This window comes from Flagellimonas okinawensis (genome assembly GCF_029194005.1).
GTDB lineage: Bacteria > Bacteroidota > Bacteroidia > Flavobacteriales > Flavobacteriaceae > Flagellimonas > Flagellimonas okinawensis.
In genome coordinates this window covers 280,576-304,667 of sequence record NZ_JARFVA010000002.1, presented here as the reverse complement: position 1 = coordinate 304,667, position 24,092 = coordinate 280,576, and the positions used below count along the sequence as shown (strand labels likewise).

At 41.4% G+C, this 24,092-nt stretch carries 20 protein-coding genes; 4 read left to right on the top strand and 16 right to left on the bottom strand.

Annotated elements, in window-relative coordinates; all coding sequences use genetic code 11:
* Window positions 1-4: 4 nt before the first annotated feature.
* From PY091_RS07185 to PY091_RS07155, 7 genes are all read right to left on the bottom strand, one after another.
* Window positions 5-616, bottom strand: a complete 612-nt coding sequence (locus tag PY091_RS07185) for an MCP four helix bundle domain-containing protein (protein WP_275649030.1) — start codon at window positions 614-616, stop codon at window positions 5-7.
* Window positions 617-759: 143 nt separating this feature from the next.
* Window positions 760-1,119: a hypothetical protein gene (locus PY091_RS07180; RefSeq protein WP_275649029.1), complete on the bottom strand. Its 360-nt coding sequence runs from the start codon at window positions 1,117-1,119 to the stop codon at window positions 760-762.
* Between the two features lie 43 nt (window positions 1,120-1,162).
* Window positions 1,163-1,579 (bottom strand): GreA/GreB family elongation factor, encoded by a 417-nt coding sequence (locus PY091_RS07175; protein WP_275649028.1) that lies wholly within the window; start codon window positions 1,577-1,579, stop codon window positions 1,163-1,165.
* A gap of 205 nt (window positions 1,580-1,784) precedes the next feature.
* Entirely contained in the window at window positions 1,785-3,110 is a 1,326-nt protein-coding gene (locus PY091_RS07170) for a sigma-54-dependent transcriptional regulator (protein ID WP_275649027.1), read from the bottom strand.
* 5 nt (window positions 3,111-3,115) lie between these two features.
* Window positions 3,116-4,207, bottom strand: a complete 1,092-nt coding sequence (locus PY091_RS07165; RefSeq protein ID WP_275649026.1) for a sensor histidine kinase — start codon at window positions 4,205-4,207, stop codon at window positions 3,116-3,118.
* 80 nt (window positions 4,208-4,287) lie between these two features.
* A complete protein-coding gene (gene hutF, locus PY091_RS07160; RefSeq protein ID WP_275649025.1) occupies window positions 4,288-5,667 on the bottom strand; it encodes a formimidoylglutamate deiminase in 1,380 nt (459 codons plus the stop codon).
* Window positions 5,664-6,458: an N-formylglutamate amidohydrolase gene (locus PY091_RS07155; RefSeq protein WP_275649024.1), complete on the bottom strand. Its 795-nt coding sequence runs from the start codon at window positions 6,456-6,458 to the stop codon at window positions 5,664-5,666. The genes hutF and PY091_RS07155 overlap by 4 nt, the downstream gene beginning before the upstream one ends.
* A gap of 321 nt (window positions 6,459-6,779) precedes the next feature.
* On the opposite strand from PY091_RS07155, the gene PY091_RS07150 reads away from it, so the two are divergent.
* Window positions 6,780-7,991 carry a site-specific integrase gene (locus PY091_RS07150; RefSeq protein ID WP_275649023.1) on the top strand — a complete coding sequence of 404 codons (1,212 nt, stop codon included), beginning with the start codon at window positions 6,780-6,782 and terminating at the stop codon, window positions 7,989-7,991.
* 79 nt (window positions 7,992-8,070) lie between these two features.
* Here the strand turns inward: PY091_RS07150 and PY091_RS18705 are convergent, their stop codons facing one another.
* The 6 genes from PY091_RS18705 to PY091_RS07125 form a co-directional block, all read right to left on the bottom strand.
* Entirely contained in the window at window positions 8,071-8,301 is a 231-nt protein-coding gene (locus tag PY091_RS18705; RefSeq protein ID WP_417956809.1) for a DUF6088 family protein, read from the bottom strand.
* 893 nt (window positions 8,302-9,194) lie between these two features.
* Complete coding sequence (locus PY091_RS07145; RefSeq protein ID WP_275649022.1) at window positions 9,195-9,455, bottom strand: helicase HerA-like domain-containing protein; 261 nt, start codon at window positions 9,453-9,455, stop codon at window positions 9,195-9,197.
* A 287-nt stretch (window positions 9,456-9,742) separates the two neighbouring features.
* Window positions 9,743-11,038: a reverse transcriptase domain-containing protein gene (locus tag PY091_RS07140; RefSeq protein WP_275649021.1), complete on the bottom strand. Its 1,296-nt coding sequence runs from the start codon at window positions 11,036-11,038 to the stop codon at window positions 9,743-9,745.
* Between the two features lie 802 nt (window positions 11,039-11,840).
* Window positions 11,841-13,343, bottom strand: coding sequence for a hypothetical protein (locus PY091_RS07135; RefSeq protein ID WP_275649020.1), 1,503 nt, complete (start codon window positions 13,341-13,343; stop codon window positions 11,841-11,843).
* 2 nt (window positions 13,344-13,345) lie between these two features.
* Window positions 13,346-14,062, bottom strand: a complete 717-nt coding sequence (locus tag PY091_RS07130; protein ID WP_275649019.1) for a hypothetical protein — start codon at window positions 14,060-14,062, stop codon at window positions 13,346-13,348.
* A 221-nt stretch (window positions 14,063-14,283) separates the two neighbouring features.
* The gene (locus PY091_RS07125; protein ID WP_275649018.1) at window positions 14,284-14,535 is read right to left on the bottom strand and encodes a helix-turn-helix domain-containing protein; all 252 of its coding nucleotides are present in this window, start codon (window positions 14,533-14,535) and stop codon (window positions 14,284-14,286) included.
* A 766-nt stretch (window positions 14,536-15,301) separates the two neighbouring features.
* Here PY091_RS07125 and PY091_RS07120 point away from each other — a divergent pair.
* From PY091_RS07120 to PY091_RS07110, 3 genes are all read left to right on the top strand, one after another.
* Complete coding sequence (locus tag PY091_RS07120) at window positions 15,302-18,331, top strand: SusC/RagA family TonB-linked outer membrane protein (RefSeq protein WP_275649017.1); 3,030 nt, start codon at window positions 15,302-15,304, stop codon at window positions 18,329-18,331.
* Between the two features lie 15 nt (window positions 18,332-18,346).
* Window positions 18,347-19,786, top strand: coding sequence for a RagB/SusD family nutrient uptake outer membrane protein (locus PY091_RS07115; protein ID WP_275649016.1), 1,440 nt, complete (start codon window positions 18,347-18,349; stop codon window positions 19,784-19,786).
* An 81-nt stretch (window positions 19,787-19,867) separates the two neighbouring features.
* Window positions 19,868-22,186, top strand: a complete 2,319-nt coding sequence (locus tag PY091_RS07110) for a zinc-dependent metalloprotease (RefSeq protein ID WP_275649015.1) — start codon at window positions 19,868-19,870, stop codon at window positions 22,184-22,186.
* A 116-nt stretch (window positions 22,187-22,302) separates the two neighbouring features.
* Here PY091_RS07110 and PY091_RS07105 read toward each other — a convergent pair whose 3' ends face one another.
* From PY091_RS07105 to PY091_RS07095, 3 genes are all read right to left on the bottom strand, one after another.
* The gene (locus PY091_RS07105; RefSeq protein WP_275649014.1) at window positions 22,303-22,548 is read right to left on the bottom strand and encodes a DUF6520 family protein; all 246 of its coding nucleotides are present in this window, start codon (window positions 22,546-22,548) and stop codon (window positions 22,303-22,305) included.
* A 59-nt stretch (window positions 22,549-22,607) separates the two neighbouring features.
* On the bottom strand, window positions 22,608-23,057 hold the full coding sequence (locus tag PY091_RS07100) for a MauE/DoxX family redox-associated membrane protein (RefSeq protein WP_275649013.1): 450 nt from the start codon (window positions 23,055-23,057) through the stop codon (window positions 22,608-22,610).
* A gap of 96 nt (window positions 23,058-23,153) precedes the next feature.
* The gene (locus PY091_RS07095) at window positions 23,154-24,080 is read right to left on the bottom strand and encodes a helix-turn-helix domain-containing protein (protein WP_275649012.1); all 927 of its coding nucleotides are present in this window, start codon (window positions 24,078-24,080) and stop codon (window positions 23,154-23,156) included.
* Window positions 24,081-24,092 lie beyond the last annotated feature (12 nt).

Sequence of the window (24,092 nt, the reverse complement as noted above, 5' to 3'; positions counted from 1 at the left end):
CTTTCTATTCCACAAGTTCCACCTTTGATTTGTCTCGATGAAAAACGATGACAAGGAAAAGTATCCCAATAATGATCAGAAAAACAATTTCTATTCTGGACAACATTTGATTCATTCCCAAAGACCTTTTGGAGCGTTGGGTCATTTGTCTTCCTTCGGAAAGTTGAACTTCTGCAAGCTCATCCAAATCCCTGCTGATATTGCCCAATACGGAAACGATTTCTTTTCCGGAAGCTTCGCTGTTCATACGTTGTCCTTCCAAGGTTTTAAGTCGTGTATAATTGTCCTTTAAACTTGTTAAAAATTGGGATTCTTCACGTGTAAGGTCGGTTTTTTCAAAATCTGCCAGTATAGTTTTTATCTCCGGGTATTGGGGTATATTTTCCTGATTCGATATGTTTTTGGCCAAGAACAATTCCTTTTTATGAAAAAGGTTGTTCAACCTATAGATATATTCTTGAACCACTAAACGGTCTTCAAAAACCGAGTCTACCCCATGCTCCACGGCACTAAAATTTCGGTTGTTCAATCGATTGGATGCTAGAACCAATAAAAATGCTGCCGCAAGCACAAAACCTGCATTAATTCGTTGCTTTATCGTTCTTTTTCTTGACATCCTTTTGAGTTTTACATGAACAGTCTTAAATATAACTCGATGATATTAAAAATTTTAGAGGGAAACAAATCCGCCCAGCCATTAGCTAACCATTCTAATTGAGCAAACCTAATGCCGTAAGCTGAGCGGAAATCATCAATCAACTACAGTACACTTAACTCGCCAGACTCAAGTGCATTTTTTAAATCCGCCTTTACCACAGGGTGGCTATTGAAGAATCTTTTACCGTCGGTTTTTTTGATTTTTACCACAACCGTTCCATCTTTCTTTTCTTGGATATCGGTAACCACAACCTTGCGGCCCACAACTCTTTTATAGTTGGCAATGCCTCCTTTTTTAATAATAAAATTGGCCCTAGGGAAATCGATGTGCTTAAATTGAGGGGTGTCCGGTTTACCGATTTCCATGACATCACCGACTTTTATGTTCTGTGGGGTCGTGCTTTGCGCATTGATATTTGTGGTAGCTACCACGAACAGAATTGCTAAAACTATTAATCTCATAACTATATATATTAGGGTTTACAATTAATTTTCATGCTTCTTTTTATAGATCAAAACTGGATGATAATTGGTGCGAATGTTCCACGCCTATAATTCTAAAAGATTGTACGTCCGATGGAAATCCAAGCTTGATGTTATCACCGACCGCAAGGCCTATTAAACTAGCGCCAAGGGTACTTACAACCGAAATCATATTCTTTGGAAAATCCCCACGTGTTGATGGAACCAATTGAAATGTTTGAAGTGCGCCTTGAGCAAATTCCACGGATACCTTGGAGTTTAACCGAACCACATCATCGGGCATATCCATCTCGTCCTCCACCAATGCCTGATGGATTCTTTCACCCAACTGTTCCAAAGCATCCTTATGGGCATAATCCTCATAATATCTATGGAAGTTCAGTATGCGTTTCAACGTTAGATAATCCTTTTTTTCCATAATTAGGCTTCCGTATTTCATTTCCAGTTCTTAACGGAGGGGAAACCATAAATGGCATCCCGGCATTTTGTCCATAAAAAGGCAATACCTATGCCATTTAGTTAAGCACCAGGAACAAAAAACCCGTATCATGCTGTTTTTCAGTACACTATAACTAATTTCGATTTTAGAAAATAAAAATGAAGTTGGGTAAATTTTACCCGGTCGGGGCAAAACGCCCCAGAAGTTATTTTAGTTTTTCGCGAAGGGTTTTACGGTTGATTCCCAAAATTTCAGCTGCTTTGGTTTTGTTCCCTTGGGTAGATAAGAGTACTTCCTGGATGTACTCTTTTTCTTTTTCCTGAAGTGTTTTAAATCCTTTTTTAGGGAAGTCGATTTTGTACTTTAATTCATCGGGAAGATGTTCCAATCTAATAGTTCCATCACACATAATTACGGCGCGCTGTACCATGTTTTCCAGTTCCCGGATATTGCCGGGCCAGGAATATCGCTTCAAAACTTCGAGTGCATCTTCCGCAATCCGAACAAAACGATCTTTGTACTCAATTCCATATTTCTGCATGAACTTGTCCACCAACAAGGGGATGTCCAAATTGCGCTCCCTTAAGGGAGGGACCTCTATGGTTACCACGGAAAGACGATAGAAAAGGTCTTCTCTAAAGGAGTTCTTTTGAATAAGTTCACCTAAGTCGCTATTCGTTGCAGCTATGACCCGAACATCCAATTTTTCTGCCTTTTGAGAACCAATTTTCGTGACTTCCTTTTCTTGGAGCACTCGTAACAACCTGTTTTGTACTGCTAGCGTGGCATTTCCTATTTCATCTAAAAAAATAGTGCCCTTGTCCGCAGCTTGGAAAAATCCATCACGATTTTCGTTTGCGCCTGTAAAAGCACCTTTGGTATATCCAAAAAGTTCGGCCTCCAATAGGTTTTCCGGGATGGCGCCACAGTTAACAGCAATAAAAGGCGCCCGTGCAAATTTGCCGGAATAATGGATGGCCCTTGCTACCAGTTCTTTTCCCGTTCCACTTTCCCCTCGCACCAAAACGGTGGCACGGTTATCCTTAACTCGGTCTATAATCTCCGTTACCTTTTGAAACGCTTCGGAGTTTCCGATCATATCGGCATAACCGTTAGTGGCAACCGGTTTTACTGGCGGTGTTTTAAAGGTGTCTTTGACTTGATTGCTGGCCAGTGCCTTTTTTACAGCTACCTCCAGCTCAACTTTGGTAAAAGGTTTGGTCAAATAATCCGTAGCCCCATGTTTGATCACACTGGATGCATCTTCGACAGAGGGAAATCCGGTAACAACTAGTTTGGGCATATTAGGGTAATGTTCGGCCACATATTTTACCAACTCAAGGCCATCTATCTCTGGCATATTGATGTCCGTCACCAACAGGTCTATTTCTGTATCTTTTAAAATATATAAGGCCTCCTTTACAGAAACCGCTTTATAGGTATGGTAATCCATCGACTTTAAATGTCGCTGCAGTAGCTCAAGAATATCGATGTCATCATCAACGAGCAGTATGTTCTCCTTTTTTAACAAAGCGCCTATATTTTAGGAAATTGCAATGTAAAGATAGTGCCTGTTGGCGTATTTGGGGTAACCTCGATGCTTCCTTGGTGACTCTGTACAATGCCATGCACCACACTAAGTCCCAACCCTGACCCTTCACCAACAGGTTTAGTGGTAAAAAATGGGTCGAAAATATGGGGTATGGACTCCTCTGGAATTCCAGGGCCCTGATCGGCAATTTTTAGAATGACATTTTCCTTTTCAGTCCTAAGGGAAACCGAAATAGTACTTTTGGGCGGTGCAAAATAAATGGCATTTACAATTAGGTTGAACACCACTTGGGTCAACTGGATTTTATCGATACGAAGCTCAATGGTGTTCTCGGAATGTTCAAATGCACAAGAAACATCGTTTTGTCGCAAGGTGGTGCGCAACATATTAATGGCTTCCTCTATCACCTCAACCACATTGATGACCTCCCGGGTTTCAGGCATTTCGCAGGCAAAGAACATCAGTTTTTTGACCACTTCACGGGAAAATATGGTGTTGGTAATTATCTTGTCCAAATCCTTTAGGGCTTGGGGATCATCACTTATGTGTTCCTTCAGCAGCTCTGTAAAACCAAGAATGTTGGCCAACGGAGTATTCAGCTCGTGAGCGATTCCCGCAGTAATCTCTCCCAGGATTCGGAGCCTATCGGATTGCTCCACTTGCCGGCGGATATGCTCCTCTTTTTCTTTTATCTCCTTACGCTCCAACAAGTTGCCTACTTTAAGACAAACATTGTCCAACAATTGTTGTTCCTCCTCCAAAAAATCCTTGAGTTGATATTTTGGCGAAGGATATCCGATTTTTATCTCACCCCGCGGCTTATTAAACACGGTAATGGCCGATTCCAAAAAAACATAGGCCTCTCCTTTCTCCTCGGTCTTTATAAAGTAGTCTGGGGTGGACAGTACCACATAGGTCTCCTCATCGAACTGCCAAGCACGCTCCAAACATTGTACAATGCCGAGCAATGCGGTTTCCATATCATCATAGTCGCAATTGACAATTAGGGACGTTACCTCATATAAACAGGTAAGTTCCTTGATACGTTCCTTGAGTTTTTGTTCGGCGGTGAGCATTTTTTCTCCTTTTTAGCAAATTAGTGAATTCTTGCGATTACGTGATTACCAAGTGAAAGGAGTTGCTTCGGTCAGGATTATTACATCCTGCAACCAAGGTCCTTCATTGTCTTTTGGAAGTTTCCATAAATATGGTCATAATCTTTGTGTCTTCCTCTTTGGGAAACCCATTTGCCTTGCACCATGGTTCCCAGAATATTTGAAGCATCGCTGGAATACACAAAGGTGTTGCACAAATGTTCGGTGGCCGTATTGGACAACAAGGGTACTTTTGCATCCATGACCACGGCATCGAAAGGTTGACCAACTTCGAAAAAATCATCACGATGCTCCCCCATGGCTTTTTTGCCGGTTTTCCATGCCATTTCAATCGCATTGAACCCACTATTCCCTTTTAAAGGTTTGTAAAAAGTATTGCGCTTGTGCGTTGTGAGTCGTTGGCCGTAATCCAAAATTCGAAGTTCTTCAAAAGGGTTGAGCCCAACATGGCTATCGGTCCCGATACTCCAATTTCCATTCTGATTTTTAAAGGATTCAAAAGCGAAAATACCATCACCCAAATTTCCTTCGGTGGAAGGACACAAGACAACATTCGCCTTGGTTTGGGCTATTCCCTTGATCTCATCTTCACTTAAATGCGTTGCATGCACCAAGTGGAAGCTCTCGGATATTTGACAATTATCGAGAAGCCATTCCACGGGTCTTTTCCCATAAAATGCCAAGCAATCTTCTACTTCCTTTTTTTGTTCAGAAATATGAATATGAAAAGGAATGTCATTTTTAAAATCCTTGCAGACGGAAAGGATATCTTCCTCTTTTACAGCTCTCAGGGAGTGAATTCCCATGCCATAATTTGCATTATTGTACTGCTTTGTAGCTTGGGCCGTACTTTCCAACAATTGATAATAATCTTCCACCGTTGGGGAAATGAACCGTCTCTGTTTGCTTTCTGCAGGGAGGCCAAACCCTCCTTGTTGATAGAACATGGGCACTAAAGTGATATGAATTCCCGCCCTGCTTGCTGCTGCAATCAATCGTTCACCATGCTCGGCCAAATTATTATAGGGATTGCCATCAACATCGTGATGTAGATAGTGAAACTCTGCCACCGCCGTATATCCATGCCTTGCCATTTCCGCATATAACATAGTCGCAATGTCTTCCAAATGTTGAGGAGATACCGTTAGTGCCAGATTGTACATGGTGTTTCGCCAGCTCCAAAAATCATCAGGTGTTCCCGTGCCTTCGTGCAGCTCGGCCAAACCCGCCATCGCATACTGAAAAGCGTGAGAGTGAGCATTTTGAAACCCCGGTAGCGCATAACCATCAATAATCTCAGCAGAAACAGACTGGTCTTGTTCAATGGAAACCAACTGTCCCGATTTATCTATCTCAACTATTGCATTCTCCAGCCATCCATTGGCAGTGAGTATTCCTCGGAATTTAAATTTACTGTTCATTTTAAAACATTTATCAACTCTTTAAATATCTCTTTTAAATTCTCCCTCGTTACCTCGGCCCTCTCATAGTGGTATTTTGTTTCGGAATCGTCCATGTAATTGGTTTTGGCCATCTCGAGCTGTAATGCATGAATATTTTCGGAAGGCTTTCCGAACGACCTGGTAATGTATCCGCCTTTAAAAGGGTGATTATGCTCAACTGTTTTACCCGATGTTTTTAGCACGTTTAAAGCCGAGTTTATAAGGGCTTCCGATGCCGTTGCGCCATCATTATCGCCTAAAATCAAATCTGGAAATGGTTCTTTTTGGATGCCTGGCACCACTTTTCTGATGGAATGCGCGTCGAACAATAATGCTTTTCCAAATTGTTGTTTTGTTTGATCCAGCAATTCCATGATCTTATCATGATAGGGTCTATAGTAGTTTTCAATTCTTAAATCAATGTCCCCGGAGTCTAGAGCTTCACCTTGATACAGGGCTTCTCCATTAAAATTGGTCGTTGGGGTCAACCCAGTAATCACCCTCCCATCATCATACAATGGTTTGCTGTCCGGGTCGCGATTTAAATCGATGACCCAACGGCTGTAATTGGCTGTGATCATGGTAATGCCCAAATCTGGAGCAAAGTCGTACAATTTGTCAATAAACCAATCCGTGTCGTCTGGCTTCTCAATCATTTCTGGGCGAAACTTATCGGCAATCATTTCTGGAAAATAAGTGCCGGAATGCGGAGAACTGATAATGATAGGAACTTTCGCCACCTTAGGTTCCGTAATTGTAAAAAGCTTCATACAGTTATTGATTTCGGGATTCAATCCCTACAAACTTACAAGTAATAGTTTTTTCCTAAGATTTAATCGGGAAGTAATTCTAGGTATAAAAAAACCCTTCCAAATCAGTGACTTGAAAGGGTTTTATGTGGTCCCACCTGGGCTCGAACCAGGGACCCCCTGATTATGAGCAGCTTTTATTAGCTGTCATAAATTTTCATTTGGTTTCTTATGTATTGATTTTCAATGTTTTATGAATTTTTTCTTTTCATTTAGATGCATCAATACTACCTTTAAATGACCATTTGTTGTACCTATGTTGTACCCAAAACACCGCTGAAAATGATTAATGTACGAACGGTTTTAAGAAAAAAACAGCTTTCCGATGGAAGTTATCCGGTATGCCTTCGTGTGACCAAAGATAGGCGATCTAAATACTTCAAGACCATTTACAATGCCTTTCCAAAAGAGTGGGATGAACGTACCGGTTCCTTCAATAAAAACCACAGCAATTTTATTCAGGACAATCGGTTATTGTTAAAATTTCGGGACAGGGCCTTAAAAGTGATTGCAGAGTTGGAAATGGAGAAAGACGATTTCTCTTTGAGGGAATTTGAACATAATTTTAGGCTGGCATTCAATCCAGTCAGAAGAAACGTTTTTGACTTTTGGGATGAAATAGTGGAGGAGTTGAAGCTAGCTGGTAGAATGGGCAATGCCCGTTTCCACAACGATACCAGTAAATCCGTCCAGAGATATTTAAAGTTTGACAAAGACCTTTCTTTTACGGACATTACCCCGGCCTTTCTTGAAAAATATGAGGCCTATCTGCGTTCACGAGGTGGCACAGATGGCGGTATTGGCGTGAGGATGCGCTCCATAAGGGCGTTGTACAACCATGCCATCAGAAGAAACATCGTAAAGGAATCCCTTTATCCCTTTCGTGCATACAAAGTATCCAGATTGAAAGGAAGGAGCGCCAAAAGGGCCCTTACCTTTGAAGAGGTAAAACAAATAATCAATGTTGACCTTTCAGAAAATCCAGAGCTTCTGAACAGCAAGAACTATTTTGTTTTTAGCTTTTATACTCGTGGAATGAACTTTGCCGATATGATGAAATTGAAATGGAAGGACATCAAAGGTGGGAACATTTATTATACCCGCTCTAAGACCAAGGGGAACTTTACCATTAAAATCCTCCCTCCGGTTCAGGAAATCTTGGATTATTATCGTAAAAATTCATTGGGCACAAAATATGTCTTTCCCATTTTGCTCCATGACGAGCTTACCCCGAACCAGATTGAAAACCGCAAGACCAAAGTGCTCAAAAACTATAACAAGGATTTAAAGGCTATCGCGGAATTGGCCGAAATTGAAAAATCCGTGACCAGTTATGTGGCACGCCACAGTTTTGCCAATTGCCTTAAGCAAAAAGGAGTTGCAACGGATGTAATCAGCGAATCATTGGGGCATCAAAACATGGCAATTACTCAGGCCTATTTGAAAGAACTGGATACATCATTGGTTGATAAGGCAGTTGAAATTCTATTATAAAGTATTTGAATATCCTGAATATTTTCCAAAGTGTTTTTTCGAAACAAAAGAATGGGTGAAGGAATAACTACGGGGTATATCATTCTTTGGGTTCAGTTGGCCAGGGTACAAGGCACTTAGTCAAATTCCATATAGGTTTTACATAGATACCACTGGCCAACCTACACAAAACACCCCTTTTTACCAAACGATATAAAGCTACACGTAGTTCATTGGCAATTGCTATTTGGGCAAAATCTTCTGTAAGGAATATTGTGCCCTCTTCATTATTTTTAATTTGAGCTAGTATTTGTTCTTCTATACTCGCCATCTATTTATTTCATATCTTTTGTAATGTAACGTGGTTCTTTTTCATTACAACGATACTTAAAAACACTACAAAAACAATTTTAACCGCATTACAGAATTGATTGATTTGATTTTCGTTTTTTGCAATTTAGGAAGCAAGGAAAAATCGAGCCCCATGGAAAAATATGAAAAATGTCTAACCCTATTACCTAGACATTTTTAGACATTTTATTAGACATTTCTAAATATGAATTTTGCGTTGATGCTCTATCTGTTGAAATTGGTGATCACAAAGCATTAAAGGTAAGGCTGCAAAACAATAGGGGTTATAACTTTTACAGACCCCATGGAACATTCAAGGGAAAGACACCGTATGAGATTTTAATGTATCAAAACCATATAATTCCACTCTATAAAAGTTTTTCATTCATTCATAATAATTTTCTTAGTTAAAATTCGAGTCTATCCCCAAAAATTGGTGAATTCCTCGAAAAAATACTAAAACTGGATTTATCTGAACATATAAAAAATTGTCAACAAGAGAAGTATACTCATTTACTTGGGACGAGTTGATCAACTACATTGATAAACCAGCTTCTGCTACAAACTAGACACTTTTAGACATTTCTAAAGCAAAAATTATAGTTAAAATTCATTTTCAGGTATTTTTACAACTCTTGTCCTAAAGATCGGGGTACCTACAAAGGTATTGGATAGCAAAATTTCAGATGATATGGAAAAATTGAAAAATGACCCTACTCTATTAGAGTTTGCGAAGTCAATTTGACATAATTCTTGGGCAGCTCCATTTTTAGGGAAGGCTACATTGACAAAGACATACTTTTTTGCAATTTTGGCATTTTGTTTGCGGATGCGTATTGCAAATGTGTACGGCTTTAAGCGTTGGCATTTTAATTATTCGATTATATTCAATTTTGGCGTACCTGAATTCGGTTGCTCAATTGGTTTTTCAAATTTCATAATAATTGGCATCGGAAAATCAACACCAGTTACAACTGCTTCTCCTTCTCCAAGAATAGGTAAGAAGTCCAATGTATTTTTATTAACTGTACTACAAGCACTACCTATTGCTTCTTTGTCGTTAAAATTAATTAGACTATGAGCTATAAAAGCTCCCATTTGACTTAAAGTACCTTTAGGAATATCTCTTGGCATTTGTGTAGCGGATGAACTTCTAATCCTTTTGCAAGTCCATATATTGTAGACAATCGCATACAACCTGAAAATGTACCTGAAATTCGAAGAGAAACGGATGTAAAGTGTGGCGGGGCAACTTACTTTGTCCATTCTGCTGAAAAGCGCCCTTGTTTTGCTCTTTGGAGCTCCTGAAAAAGACCTAAAACCTAATCTTCAATGTTGATGGGAAAATAAAAAAGCCCCCAAAAAGGGCTAAAACAGGTTTCTTTTCCGCTGCTCAGGGACTTGTGCAACGGTTACCGTTGTTATGTGGCGTTTTTCTTCAATTTTTTTTCTTCCTTGTCTCTCATTCTTTTCAAGATGTCTACGGCCAATGGAATTCCGCTACCTGCCCTTTGTTCTCTAGAAAGACAATCTTTAAACCTCTTGCCATTTCTATATTTTTCGGGTAATTCACCTTTCGATTCTGATGTCATTCTCCATTCAAATTTTCTAGCCCCCAGAAGAACTTGCCTATCCACAAAATAATCCAACTCCTCGACATATCTATCCATATCTGTATAATAGAATGCAGAAACCCATCCTTCAACTCGATTTTTAACTTTAGTCAACAATTCAAGAAGGTTAATACGGTTTTTCGGTAATGCGCATACACTTCTCAATTTATTCTTCAATTTCTCAAAGCTCTCAGCGCTTGGAAAAAAAGCGTTGCCATCGAATTCGACAGACAGAAAAACAAAACGGTCTTTTTTGGGGTCAATTATGGCAGATTTCTCCGATGAGAGCTCGTATAATTCTAGTCCAAGTTCTTTTTTTAAAAAGGTAGAAGCTTTATTAAAACAATCCAGTGCCTGTTTTTCGTTTTTACACAGCACTACAAAATCATCTGCATATCTAATAAGTTGGAAATTATTTTGCTTTAAGTATATGTCAAAGGGAGACAGGAAAATATTTGAAAGTAATGGAGACAGTGCATTACCTTGTGGAATTCCACTATTTATATTTTCAAAAGCTTTTGCCTCTGATTCAGTCAATGATGAAACCCCATTTAATGGCTGGCTTAATCCTTCTGATATTAACTCATTTAGTGACGTGTCAGGCAGATTTGGAAAAATATCTTTGGTTAATAAAGTGTTTTTATCGACCTTACCGAAAAAGTTCTTTATATCAGCTTCAAGAATTATCGGATTTCCGTTATTGTACAGCAATCCCATTTTCTTTATAGCATCTTTTACTCCAAGCCCTTTCTGATAAGCAAAACTAACACCTTTACTTTTGGAAAGCTTCTTTTTGAAATGAGTTTCTAATTCTAAGGCTATAGATTTTAGAACAATTCTATCTTTAATTTCAGGTATTTGAAGAGGTCTGTATTTATCTTTTTTCTTTAAAATTGCAACTGCCCGAGTAGGTGAAAATTGAAAATTTCCACCTAATAATTCCTGACTTAAAGACGCGATACGTTCTTCGTAATTTTTTTTGAACTGTTCTATCGTTACGCCGGAAATTCCGTGAGAATCAGGATTGGATTTATCAAGCTTTCTCCAAGCTTTGATTAATGATTTTTCGGAAGAGATTTTTTCTAATAAACTTGCACTTGACATCCATTACTTGTTATGCAAAGGTCGTGGAAATCAATATTGATTATAGCAGTACTTTACAGTTAAGGGAGCAGTTCCACTTAGAAGTATAAACAAGCTCAGATAAATCTGAAGTCTCATTTGCCTAAGTAGTCCTTGGGCAATCCTGACCATCGATTCGAATGGGAACCTAAGGTCAACCGCGACTTGGACTTGCAATCCAAGTTCTAAATTCTGGGCGGCATCGACTGAACTTTTAGCTGGTCGAGATTCGCCGTGTTCTAAATTCACGTATCTACACATTTCATTGCAATTTAAGTTTTTTGACGACTTTTGCAAGTTTTTTGCGGAATTCGACGGAGTGCCTGCACTCCCTACTCTCAAAAGAGCTTGCTGCCACTATATCCACGATTATTGTACTGCTATATACAATGGCATCAAACGGGAACTGCACAGTTCCACTTAGAAGTATAAACAAGCTCAGATAAATCTGAAGTCTCATTTGCCTAAGTAGTCCTTGGGCAATCCTGACCATCGATTCGAATGGGAACCTAAGGTCCAAGCTATGAATCTTTTAGCAAAAATTATGCCGTTTAGAGTGTTATTTAACACTGTGACAAAGTGTCAATTCTCAAATGACACATAACGGCAGTCTGTCTCAAAACTCATTTTGAACCCATGAGATTGCCGTATTTAGAATTTTTTAAAGGTCCCTACCCGTGTAGGAAACTCAAAAATGGGGGTTTTGAGACAGTCTGACGGCCCTGGCTATGAGCAGTAGCGTCCCGCAGGGCGCTGTTGCTTATAGCATCTATGTTGGGCACAGTTATTTTTTTATTTCATTTAATTCCTTATTCAGATCAGAATAAAATTCGTTTAGTTCTGTAAGTCTTCTCTTTACGAACCGACTTAATCTGTCGAATTCATTGTTTACAGCTTGAAGTCTTTCAATAACCACATCTAATTTGTTGTCGTCAAGCATTGAAAGCATTACTGGCTTCAGTATGTCTATGTTATATAGTTCCCAAAGTATTCTCTTCAAATCCTCAAAATGTTGTCTGATTAGATTATCTGACTTTGTAGTGCCTAACAGTGATAGAAAATCAACGTTTCTTACAACATCATTGATATACATGTTGGAAACGTTTGTTTCATCTTTTGATAGATAGCTGGTAAAAAGCATTCGTGATAGCGCAGGTGATGAAATTTCAATCGTTCGTTCCTCAGAAAGAATCAGTATTTCATTGACAGGAATTACATGATTCAGTATCAGATATTTTAGATTTCGGTTCTCCTCAGTTATATAAGGATTTCCATTTTGAATAGAGGTATTGGTATATTCTTTTGCGGAGTCGATGATTTCTCTAAAAAATGAATCAATTTGGTTATGATATTTTTCCGGTATCATAGAAAGGGGCAACACATATACTCCATCCATTCTGTTGAATAACTTCTGAAACCCGTACTTTTCTAATGAATGGGCAATAGGAGCTTGAAGCCAATTGCTTTCAACCCTTTTGAGTTCGTCTTTTGCTTTTTTAAGTTTAGTATTGGCATTCTGAGCTTTTGATTCTTTCCATTTTTTTACAACCGCCTTTGCTGCATTTAGATCTTCGATGTACCTATTGTAAAAATCCCACCCTTCCGCATACTTATGCACAAAAACTAACTTTTCACTTGAAGCGAGGTTGAAAACGGATTTCTCTGAAATTACTCCGTTAGCAAGCACTTTGTCTATTGCCCTTGCTATAGAAGGCTTAGATTCAGATATATCTTGGTTTTTAGGGATTAGATACCTGTCATTCCAATGTTTATCAGTAATCTTTTTTACTTCCGAAACCGCTCGTGACAGTTCACCAAATTTCATTTTTCTCCAATTAGGAATAGACAAATAATGAAGAATGGTGTTTTTAACACCAAACCTTCTTTTTACTCGATCCACAAAAAGCAGGTAATTGAAGGTGTGGCTATATCCATGGATAAAAAAGAAGGATTTTATTAAAAAACCGTCAACCTTGTTTTTGCTTGGCAAATGAAACTTTTTCAGCAGTTTTAAATGAAGTTCCCCTTCAAGGAAGACAAACTTTCCGTCACGTTGTTTGATATCGTTTTTAAGATGTCTACAGTACATCTCTTCCGCTGCTATTATAGAATCATTTGCACCAAAGTGAGTTAAATGTATTTGCAGCTCCTTAAACGCTTCTTTTGAAAGGGCGTCAAATTGTCGTTCTGAGACTTTTGTGTGGTACTTAAATCTTAGTCCAACAAATAATTGAAATAGAAAAAGAAGCGGTTCAGCAATTGCCCATATGGAAGCTATAGTGGCCATTCTTACAATTTTTCTTCTTTCATGCCTATTTGTTCAAGAAGCATTGTTCCAAGTTGTGTTGTGTCAGAATAGGAAATTTCTGGCTGTCCTGAAATCTTGTCGAACTTGGGCATATTTGTTTCATTATCTAAGCGAATATGATTCTTAATTAACCCAAGTCTCTCAAGATGCTTTTTATAATTACTTTGAACTGCAACTTTTTGAAGGGTTTCTTTGTCTGAGCCTACATATGCTCGAATTGCTGATAATACGTTTTCATGCTTCTTTCTAAACTCCTCATCTCCACCTATTGTCGGTACTTGGAAGAATCTAAGCCAAATAATTTCTACATCATTTAGTTCTTGCAATAACTTGAGAAGAAACTTTGAATCTTCCAAATCAATTGAATCATTCGTTATCCCATTTGCCAAAATGGAAGCGATATAGCCTCTTCTTTCATCTGAAATGGACCGAGAAGCCTGAACAAAACTCTCCTCGACAAGGTCAATAAATTCTTCCTTTGATTTTAATTCCTCTATATCTTGTGCAGGTATTTGGGACAATTTCTGTTCTAAAATTTTCACGTACTTAGTTAGCCTGTCAATCCTTTGATTCGGAATTACTGAACTGACTAATTCTGATAGAAGAGATCCGGCAAATGGAACTGCTCCAACTGCAGATTTAGCAATTGATGCTATTAAATCTGATTTATTGCTATTAAGTTCATTAGAATTATTCATGTCGTTTTAAATTGTGCCCAACTAGCTTATATACCCAACTTTATTTAGGATATACCGCCAATTTGGTTAGCTATGCACAACTTTTGCAATTAAATGCAAAGCATAGTTTTCTTAAAATTCAATAAATCTATGGGGGGAGTATAGGAACTAAATGTAAGAAATTTCCAGAACAACTATATCAGGAATGGTATAAATTGAAGCTAAATGAAGCGATAAAAGCATTAGAAATCAAATAATTCTTTTGGATGAACTTCTAATACATATGCTAAGGCAAGAATAGTTTCTAATGTTGGATTTCCATCTCCTCTTTCAATTTCCCCAAGGGTCTTTTTTGAAAAATAACCACCTTTATCGCTTAGTTCTTGTTGAGAAATAGACCTGTTTTTATACTCAGAACTTTTCATCCTTTCTCTCAGCTTAATAACGTTTTCTCCCAACTTTCTTTTCTCCTCTATAAAATCGTTTAAATCCATAGGATTAAAATTCTTGGTTAAAAAGAAATATTTTGGTAACGTATAGGTTACCGTTTCTGAGAAAATGTTTATATTTGAATTTGAATACATACATTTGCGATTCTTCGTTTAGAACATATTTGAAGCATTCGCTTTGAGTCTCGCTTTTGAAAACTGGTAATTTTTATGTGTACGAGACAATAAGCAGTTTGCTCACGACCCGGGCGTGAGCTGGCTTATCGTACACGGGTATACCAGTACCTCAAAAGCGATAAGTTGAGTTTCACGCCCAACTTTTTCATAGCGTTTGGTTTCTTTGGTCCTTTCGGGGCATCGCCCAACCAATGGGTTATGGGAAACAAAAGGCTTGTTTTTTTAGTAGTGAATTCATCATCGGTCGGTTCCAGTTCTGGAGCGGGCCTGACCCTATTTGAGATTCTCTTTAAGAAAAAGCCAAAGAATCCCGTCTAACCCTAAGACTATAACTATGGGATATACGCGACATTTTTCCGGTTTACGATATCTTTTGTCCCATAGTTTACTACATCCATTTTAGGGTATCCGGCCCAAATACATTTTCATAGTCTTATTCATTTAGGAATCCTATTTCCAGGCACCATTACTGCTTGGACAGGGTGGCCTATGTTCGAAACTTAATGCCCTTAGGGAAGTTACAGCTTTATCATGACTTTTCGGGCAGTGTGGCTAAAAACCTATGGGCAGATAAGCAAATGTCCTGTGGGTAATGTAATACTAACGAACTCTTTAATCAAACGAACTCAACATAATGAAGAAATCACCAAAACGCTTAGGCAGGACATACCTGTTCCTGTTCTTATATATCCTATTATCTCCTCTACTCCCCCAAAAACTGGTGGCGGGCAAAACAATTCATCCACCACAGACCACCATCTCGGGCACTGTTACCGATAGGGAAGGGCTGCCTTTGGGCGGGGTCAATATTGTAGTGGAATCTACCGACCAAGGAACCATTTCCGACTTGGACGGCACCTATAATATTCAAGCAAGCTCTAATGACCTATTGGTCTTTTCCATAGTAGGCCTTAAAACCTTGAAAATCCCCATCGATGGAAGAAATACCATCAATGTCCAAATGGAAGAGGATGTCACTCAGTTGGGCGAAGTGGTCCTTAATGCAGGCTATTACACGGTTTCCGAAAAGGAACGGACAGGAAGTATCGCCACCATCAAATCAGAAATCATGGAGAAGCAACCTGTGGCCAATCCTTTGGCAGCCATGCAGGGACATCTATCGGGCGTCAACATTGTGCAGAACACAGGAGTCCCTGGAGGTAGTTTCTCTGTAGAGGTCCGTGGCCGAAACTTCCTTAACGGAGTTACCGACCCCCTCTACATTGTGGATGGGGTACCCTATGGTTCCCAGTCTTTGGCGGCCCCTCGTGTCTCCACTGAAATCATCGGGGACATCAGTCCCCTCAACGCCATCAATCCCAATGACATCGAAAGCATTGAAGTATTGAAGGATGCCGATGCCACCGCCATTTATGGCTCCCGCGGAGCAAATGGAGTGGTATTGATCACCACCAAAAAAGGAAAGGCAGGTAAAACCCGCTTTGATGCCCATTTGAGTACTACGCTGAGCGGGGTTTCCAATTTCTTGGACTTGATGAACAGCCAACAATATTTGGAAATCCGTAGGGAAGGCATTGACAATGATGGGCTTACCCCGCTATTGGAAAATCCCGCCCTTGACGGTTTTTGGCCGGATATTACGGTATGGGACAACAATCGTTATACGGATTGGCAAGAGGAATTGATCGGGGGCACCGCCTATCGCCAGAACGCACAGCTTTCCGTTTCCGGGGGCAACGAACTGACCCAATTCTTCGTCAGTGGCGGTTATTTAAAGGAGACCACGGTATTTCCCGGGGATGCCAATTACAGAAAGGCAAGCTTGAACAGTAATCTGACCCACCGATCCAACAATGGGAAGTTCAAAATCAACTTTTCCAGTAGCTACACTCGAGAGGATAACCGATTGCCCGGAGCAGACTTTACCCAGCAAGCCTATTCCTTGGAGCCCAATGCCCCTGCCCTGTTCGATGAGGAGGGCAACCTGAACTGGGAGAACAACACCTGGGACAACCCCTTGGCCGCATTGGAGGAGGAATTTGTAGCTACTACGAATAACATTATCTCCAATGCGACTTTATCTTATGCCATAGCGCCCAATTTGGAACTGAAGTCCAGCTTGGGCTTTACCCGCTATCGATTGGACTCCTATGTCACCAATCCCAATACAGCTAGAAACCCAGGTCTGGGACTCACACCCCAAAACTTTTCCAACCTGACCACCAATGCCTCAGAGCGGGAATCATGGATTGTGGAGCCACAGTTGAACTGGAAGAAGCACTGGGACAAACTTTCGCTGAATGTATTGGTAGGTACCACCTTTCAACAAGAAAGTTCCAGTCAATTGGTAATAAGGGGAAGGGGTTTTCCCAATAATGGCCTGATCAAGAATTTGGCCGCGGCTCAATCCTTGGAAATCTTTTCCACCTCCGATGCCGATTATCGCTATAGTGCCCTCTTCGGCAGGGTCAATCTTAAGTTGTATGACCGTTATATCCTGAACCTTACCGGCCGTCGCGACGGGTCTTCCCGCTTTGGACCGGGAAGGCAGTTCGGAAACTTTGGTGCCGTGGGCCTTGCCTGGGTATTTTCAAGGGAAGCCATCTTTAAGGAAAGCTCCTTTTTGAGCCATGGAAAGCTTCGGGGCAGTTATGGCATCACGGGAAGTGACAACATTGGGGACTATCGTTATTTGGACACCTACAATGTCTCCGGGGAATCCTATGCAAGCACTACGCTGTTGGAACCCTCAGGCATATTTAACCCACAGTTTGGCTGGGAGGCCAATCGAAAATTGGAAGCTGCCCTCGAACTTGGATTTTTCAATGACCGGGTTTTCCTCAACACCTCTTGGTACCGAAACCGTTCCTCCAACCAGTTGGTAGGGATTCCCTTGGCAGCAACCACTGGTTTTTCCCAGCTAACGGGCAATTTTGACGCCGTGGTAGAGAACACGGGGCTTGAACTGGATCTTCGGACGGTCAATGTCCGCTCCAAAAGGTTCGAATGGTCAACGACCCTGAATCTGACCGTGCCCAAAAATAAGTTGGTCGAGTTCGACAACCTTGAATCATCCACTTTTGCCAATCGGTATGTCATTGGCGAACCCTTGACCATCGTAAAACTCTACAATGCCCTAGGGGTCAATCCTGAAACAGGCATCTATGAATTTGAGGACTATGATGGTGATGGGGAGGTCAGCAATCCGGGCGACTTGGAATGGATCGAAGATCTGGCCCCCAAGTGGTATGGGGGTATGAGAAACACCTTCACTTTGGGAAACCTGAGCCTGGACGTATTCTTCCAGTTCAAAAAACAGAGGGCCTATAATGCGGTCCGTTTTGATGCCACGCCTGGCTTCAGGGGCAATGTACCCGTAGATTTATTGGACAGATGGCAACAGCCGGGGGATATCGCCACCTATCAGCGTTCTTCCAGTGGTTTTACGACGGTGGAGGATTTGGGTGCCCGCCAGCAAAGTAGCAATGCTGCGGTCTCCGACGCCTCCTTTCTGCGTCTCAGAAACATTGCGCTGAACTACAAACTACCCACCATGGAGAATGGGTTGGATATCAATGTATACCTGCAGGGGCAAAACCTATGGACCTTGACCAATTACTACGGGCCAGATCCAGAACAACCCTCAAGCACGCGCTTGCCCCCGCTAAGACAGCTCACCTTAGGCGTACAAATCAGTTTTTAATCAAATCCTTTCAAGATGAAAAAAATAGATAAAACAACATATCATAAAAGGACAGCAACAAAGTCCTTTATCAAAGACACTATTTTCTTTAGACCCTATCACATCCTTATCCTGCAATGCATGTTGCTTTCGGGATGCACAGAATTTGTGGAAGTAGATCCACCACAGAACATTCTCATAGCCGAGACTGTATTTGAGGACCCTGCCACGGTGGAATCCGCAATGGCCAATCTGTACTTTAACATGAGGGAGCAGGGCATGGTATCGGGAAACTTTGGCCTGACCCCTGTACTGGGCATTTATTCGGATGAACTGGACTATTATGGATTCAATGTGGATCTGGCCCAATTCTATAATCATAACATCATCGCCACCAACAATCGAGTGGAACTTTGGTGGAACCAAGCCTATAACCTGATCTACGGGGCCAATGCCATCATTGAAGGGGTCGAGTCATCCAAAGCCTTGAGCAACTCCGAAAGAAACAGGTTCAAGGGCGAGGCCCTTTTCGTTCGCTCGTACCTGCACAGTCAATTGGTCGGCCTTTTCGGGGACGTCCCCTATATCAAGACCACTGATTATCAGGAGAACAATAGGGTTTCGCGATTGCCGGAGACCGCGGTGTACGAGACTATCATTGTGGACTTGGAAGAAGCCCTTGGGCTCATGGAAGGGCAAGAACCTGAAACGTCCAATAGGATCATTCCTGATGCCTATGTGGTCAAGGCCTTATTGGCAAGAATGCATTTGTACGTCGGGAGTTGGGAACATGCGGTATCCTATTCAACGGGTCTCATCCAGAACTTTCAATTGGAAATGGACCTGGACCGTGTATTCTTAAAAGCATCACCAGAAACCATTTGGCAGCTACAGGCCGATGATCAATTTCCCATCAATACAAGTGAAGGAGGCACATTGACCATTGAGTTGGTGCCGGGTCAGACCTATGCCCTGACCGACCATCTTTTGTCGTCTTTTGAAGAAAATGACCTTAGGTATGAGCAATGGACCGAACCCATTTCGGATACGGACAACACCATCACGTTCTACTATCCACACAAATACAAGGCCGATTACAACGAAACGGAATCCTTGGAATATTCCATTTTGTTCCGTTTGACCGAGCAGTATTTGATCCGGGCAGAAGCAAGGGCCCGTCTGGGAGATCTCATTGGGGCCGCCAACGATCTCAATCGTATCAGGGAGCGGGCAGGTCTTGCTGCCACGCAAGCGAACACCCAGACTGAACTGTTGGAAGCTATCCTGAAAGAACGGCAACTGGAACTTTTTACGGAACAGGGACATCGTTGGTTCGACCTTAAACGTACCGGAAATGCGGGAACCATATTGGATGACATCAAGCCCAATTGGAATGAAACGAATCTATTGCTACCCATACCAGAATCCCAATTGGAACTCAATCCAAATCTACTGCCTCAAAATGCAGGCTATTAAACAAAAAAGGCCAATAACAGGACCTTGTCAAATAACAAGGTCCTGTACAATGGTCGATTCAATAGTAAAACATAACGTAAGATGAAACATATCAAGTTACCCCTTATTCTGTTATTCCTATTCTTTGGGCAATTGAAAGCCTCTCAGTTGAATGGGGAAATTAAAACCGACCTAGTTACTGATCAGGGCCCAGCGTTTTTGAATACGGAAATCGTGGGGGACCAATTGTTCCTCAACATTCCCCATAAATTATTGGACCAACCTATATTGTTCAACTGCTATAAAGGAAGGTCCTACAGCTATATGCAAATAGCGTGGACACGTCATAAGGATAAAATCATATTAAAATCCCTTAGTATTCCATCTACTTCAGGGGTTGTTTTGCCTGTGGTAACGGACAAGACCTTGATGGACAATGTACTGGCCATTTTTCCCTTGGAACAGCAACAAAGTGAATCCAAGGAATACCGCATCAATATCACCGATTTGATCTTGAACAAGATTGTCGAATGGCCCCAAAAGCTTGGTGTATCCTTTGGCCCTTCGGTTCCTGATATCTCATTTGTAGAGGATAGCAAAGACCTTGACAATGAAGTCATCATCAAAATTCGAAGAGGAATGGTCTCTAAAAAAGAAAGGGTGTCCTTTCCAATGTATTTTGGCTTTTCAGCGTTGCCCGAACCCATGAAATCAAGAACGCATGATTATCGAATGGGTTACTTCAATGAGGATTACATGGGCATCCCTCAAGGCATCCACGTTAGCGGGACCCATAATAGCAAGGCCAATATCATCAGGTGGCGGCTGGAAAAAAAATACAAAGACAAAAGCCTCAGTGTTCCTATCAAACCCATTACCTTTTTGTTGTCCCCTGAAATTCCTAAAAAATGGCGCCCCTATGTAAAAGCGGGAATCGAGGAATGGTTGCCTGCATTCGAGACTGCAGGCTTCAATGATGCTATACGGGTGATAGAAACCGATAGTTTAAGTGAATGGGATAAATACAGTGTTAACACCAATATAGTTTATTGGGGACAGGAGCGATATTTCAGGAACCCTGATGGAGAAGAGTACGGCGGTACTGTACGATGGGTAATAGATGATCGAACAGGCGAGATTTTAAAAGGGGATGTTTTTTTGAACGCTTCCCGAGAGACCCTGGAGGAAAGGTATTTTGTTCGGGCAGCTCCCTTGGATAAAAGGGCTCGAAGCTTTCCCTTCCCTGATGAATTGACCGGACGGTTGTTCCAAGCACTGACGGCACATGAAACTGGACATGCCCTGGGGCTTAAAGATGGAAATTTTGGAGAGTACAATTATAGTGTCGATCAAGTAACCGATCCAAACTGGTTGACCACTATGGGACATACCCCAAGTGTCATGAACTATACCAGGCACAACAATATCCCACAACCCAAGGATAATATCCCTCCGAACTTATTGATTCCCAAGGTCGGTCCCACAGATCATTATTCCATAACATGGGGTTATCAGGAATTTCCATTAGGCACCACCAAAAAAGAAGAATCACAGCTGTTGGAGACAATGATCCGTTTACAGGATTCCATTCCTTGGTATCGTTATAATGATTCACAGTTTGAGGTCATCGGCCCCGCCAGAACAGATGAAGTAGTCGAGACCAACGATCCAGTCCTAAGTACATCAATGGCCCTGCGGAATCTGGAGCGCGCCATTGAAATTATACCCAGTGCCACGCTGAATGAAAAAGGCAACGCAGGATTGTTCCGTCTGTACAACAAATCTGTTGATCTATGGTACCATCATATGCAGCATGCTGCCTCGGTCATTGGAGGCTATGACCTGCAATATAAATCCTTGGACCAGCCTGGAAATATGTTTGACCCTATTGCATGGAGCAAGCAGGAAGAAGCCATTGACTTTCTGGTACAAAATGTATTCCACCCGCCAAACTGGTTGACCGACCCTGATTTCATGGTAAAGGTGAAGTATACCACCTTCCCGGATAAGGTCTCAGAATACCAGATCAAGTTAATGACCGAATTATTGCTGGCCCCAAGGCTCAAACGGTTGGAATATATGGAGGGGCTGATGGGCAACAATCTATTGGAGCAGTTTCTGGTAAAAGTACAGGATGGTCTATTCCAAAATCTGGACAACGAAAAGGACCTCTCCCCACGAATACAGGAACTCCAAATGGCCTATATCGAAAGAATGGGTGCTATCCTGAACATTGAAATTTCGGTCTATAATTCGGATGCAAAGCTGACCGACTATACCGATTATGCAAATGGACTATTGGCAGAGCGATTGTTGGAACTAAAAACCAAATTGGAAAAGAAAGTAAGCAAACGACGGCGTAAGGAAGTGAATGGACATTGGCTTTTATGCCTTCAAAAAATCAACGCTGTTCTCCCTTGAGCAGAAGAGTTTTCCCTTTGCAAAGTATACCAATACTGATGCACGGGAGATGTTTGAGTTAGTCAAAAAAGGTGCCCTATATAGGGCACCTTTGGGTTAATGGTATTTAGACCCAATCAAGGTTTGCGCAGGGCAATACTGCCAAAATCACGTTCTGAATACAACTGGATGCCGTTGTATTCACAGGCTTCGTTACCTGATGCCCCACAATCATCTTCAACCGTGACCGTTTGCCAACCCTGTCCTGGAAGAAAATAATGAGCAACTTGAGCCACAGGTTCATCCTCGGTGGCAAAAGCCAAGCCTACTGCCATCAAGATGGCGAAGGCCGGTAACAACAATTTGAAAAATTTAGTTTTCATATTATTACGTATTAAATATTAATGCCTACTCTTTTCTAGGTTTTCGGCTTCCCCTGTGACTACGTAGTATTTTGATGTGATTGCATGTTGTATTGTTTCTTCGACCACAGGATCCCCAATAAGGCAAAGACCATAAAAGTGATATTCAATAGGATATGGTCCTTCCATCCCAAGGCCGATATGACCCCGCCACAAGAACAGGGGATGGAGTCGCTGTACCTAAGAACTATAATGATATAGATGGTGAACAGCCCCAAAAGAATAAAACTGGCATAAAATGCCATGGTTCGATATCTACGAAACCACAATAGGCCGGCAATGACCAACTCCAGAAAGGGCACCCCCCATGAGATTAAAGTAGCATAGGGTGCAACATAGGGCATCCGCTCCAAACGCCATTGAAAAGTGTCCAGCTCGATCAGTTTGCTTACCGCTGTATACACGAAAAGTACGGTCAGTAAAAGGCTGAAAAGTGTAACAAGCTTTTGGTGGATTCCTTGATTCGACATATCGTTTGATTTGATATGACAAAGTTCGGGAGACTGGTTTATCCCTAAGGGAGCAATCGTTATCTGTAAAGGATTAAATCAATGTTTTTGAAGCTGTTACGACCGTAATTCGCTTGGGGAACGTCCATATTTATCCTTGAATGCCCTTGAAAAATGGGTCTTGCTCTTAAAGCCCGTCATTTGAACGATCTGCTTGATGGTATGGGTACTGTGAAGGATAAGGGTCCTTGCCATTCTAAGACGTTCCTGTATCAAAAATCGGAAAATGGTCGTGCCGTACACTTGCTTGAACCCATATTTCAACTTGTACTCATTGGTCCCCTCTTGATGCGCCAACTCCTTTAAGGAAGGAAGGTCCTTGTCCAGATTGTTGATGATGGCGTCATGGACACCACGGATGATCTGGATGTCTTTTGGGGTCAGGGTGACCTTATGTTCCTTGGTTCCCTTCGTCACTTTGAGTGTCTTTTTGGGAAGCCCTGTTTCAAAAGGCTCCCCTTTGGAAAAGAAAACCGTATTCAATAGGATTTTTTGACCGCTCCCATCCAATGCTTGGTAAACCGATAGTTGACAATCCTTTGCAAGTACAAGACCTTCGTTGGTCAGGAACTCCAAGAACAAGACCGTTTCAGACCGTTCTCTTTTCAGGTATTTGGACAACTTTTTGGTCCATCTTTCCCGGGACTTTTCGGTCATAAATTCAGTGATAGGCTTTCCGATAAGGTCCTTGGGCAGATAGGACAATAGGGAGCAGGTGCCGTTGGTGACCAATTCAATTTGACCGCGGTCATCCAAGATTAGGGACAGTTGAATGATACATTGTGGAGTGGTGTGGGCATTGGCAAAACCTTGGTGGATAAAGGCCGCCCGGATTTCTTCACTGACCATATTGAGCATGACCACCAAAGAGGCGATGTTGTCATTCCTATCGGAAGGTTCAAGAGTATAGAAGAAATTGCCTTTGGCCATTTCCAAAAGCATTTTCTTGATTCGTTTTACCCTAAAGTCATCGTTATTTTCCATATGCTCTCGTTT

What these genes read in the sequence shown, in the direction of transcription:
- PY091_RS07155 (WP_275649024.1), bottom strand. Translation starts at nt 6,458, where the DNA reads ATGAAGCTTTTTACAATTACGGAACCTAAGGTGGCGAAAGTTCCTATC.
- PY091_RS07095 (WP_275649012.1), bottom strand. Translation starts at nt 24,080, where the DNA reads ATGGAAAATAACGATGACTTTAGGGTAAAACGAATCAAGAAAATGCTT.
- PY091_RS07165 (WP_275649026.1), bottom strand. Translation starts at nt 4,207, where the DNA reads ATGCTCACCGCCGAACAAAAACTCAAGGAACGTATCAAGGAACTTACC.
- PY091_RS07180 (WP_275649029.1), bottom strand. Translation starts at nt 1,119, where the DNA reads ATGAGATTAATAGTTTTAGCAATTCTGTTCGTGGTAGCTACCACAAAT.
- PY091_RS07140 (WP_275649021.1), bottom strand. Translation starts at nt 11,038, where the DNA reads ATGTCAAGTGCAAGTTTATTAGAAAAAATCTCTTCCGAAAAATCATTA.
- PY091_RS07105 (WP_275649014.1), bottom strand. Translation starts at nt 22,548, where the DNA reads ATGAAAACTAAATTTTTCAAATTGTTGTTACCGGCCTTCGCCATCTTG.
- PY091_RS07110 (WP_275649015.1), top strand. Translation starts at nt 19,868, where the DNA reads ATGAAACATATCAAGTTACCCCTTATTCTGTTATTCCTATTCTTTGGG.
- PY091_RS07130 (WP_275649019.1), bottom strand. Translation starts at nt 14,062, where the DNA reads ATGAATAATTCTAATGAACTTAATAGCAATAAATCAGATTTAATAGCA.
- PY091_RS07115 (WP_275649016.1), top strand. Translation starts at nt 18,347, where the DNA reads ATGAAAAAAATAGATAAAACAACATATCATAAAAGGACAGCAACAAAG.
- PY091_RS07145 (WP_275649022.1), bottom strand. Translation starts at nt 9,455, where the DNA reads ATGCCAAGAGATATTCCTAAAGGTACTTTAAGTCAAATGGGAGCTTTT.
- PY091_RS07100 (WP_275649013.1), bottom strand. Translation starts at nt 23,057, where the DNA reads ATGTCGAATCAAGGAATCCACCAAAAGCTTGTTACACTTTTCAGCCTT.
- PY091_RS07135 (WP_275649020.1), bottom strand. Translation starts at nt 13,343, where the DNA reads ATGGCCACTATAGCTTCCATATGGGCAATTGCTGAACCGCTTCTTTTT.
- hutF (WP_275649025.1), bottom strand. Translation starts at nt 5,667, where the DNA reads ATGAACAGTAAATTTAAATTCCGAGGAATACTCACTGCCAATGGATGG.
- PY091_RS07150 (WP_275649023.1), top strand. Translation starts at nt 6,780, where the DNA reads ATGATTAATGTACGAACGGTTTTAAGAAAAAAACAGCTTTCCGATGGA.
- PY091_RS07120 (WP_275649017.1), top strand. Translation starts at nt 15,302, where the DNA reads ATGAAGAAATCACCAAAACGCTTAGGCAGGACATACCTGTTCCTGTTC.
- PY091_RS07125 (WP_275649018.1), bottom strand. Translation starts at nt 14,535, where the DNA reads ATGGATTTAAACGATTTTATAGAGGAGAAAAGAAAGTTGGGAGAAAAC.
- PY091_RS18705 (WP_417956809.1), bottom strand. Translation starts at nt 8,301, where the DNA reads ATGGCGAGTATAGAAGAACAAATACTAGCTCAAATTAAAAATAATGAA.
- PY091_RS07175 (WP_275649028.1), bottom strand. Translation starts at nt 1,579, where the DNA reads ATGAAATACGGAAGCCTAATTATGGAAAAAAAGGATTATCTAACGTTG.
- PY091_RS07185 (WP_275649030.1), bottom strand. Translation starts at nt 616, where the DNA reads ATGTCAAGAAAAAGAACGATAAAGCAACGAATTAATGCAGGTTTTGTG.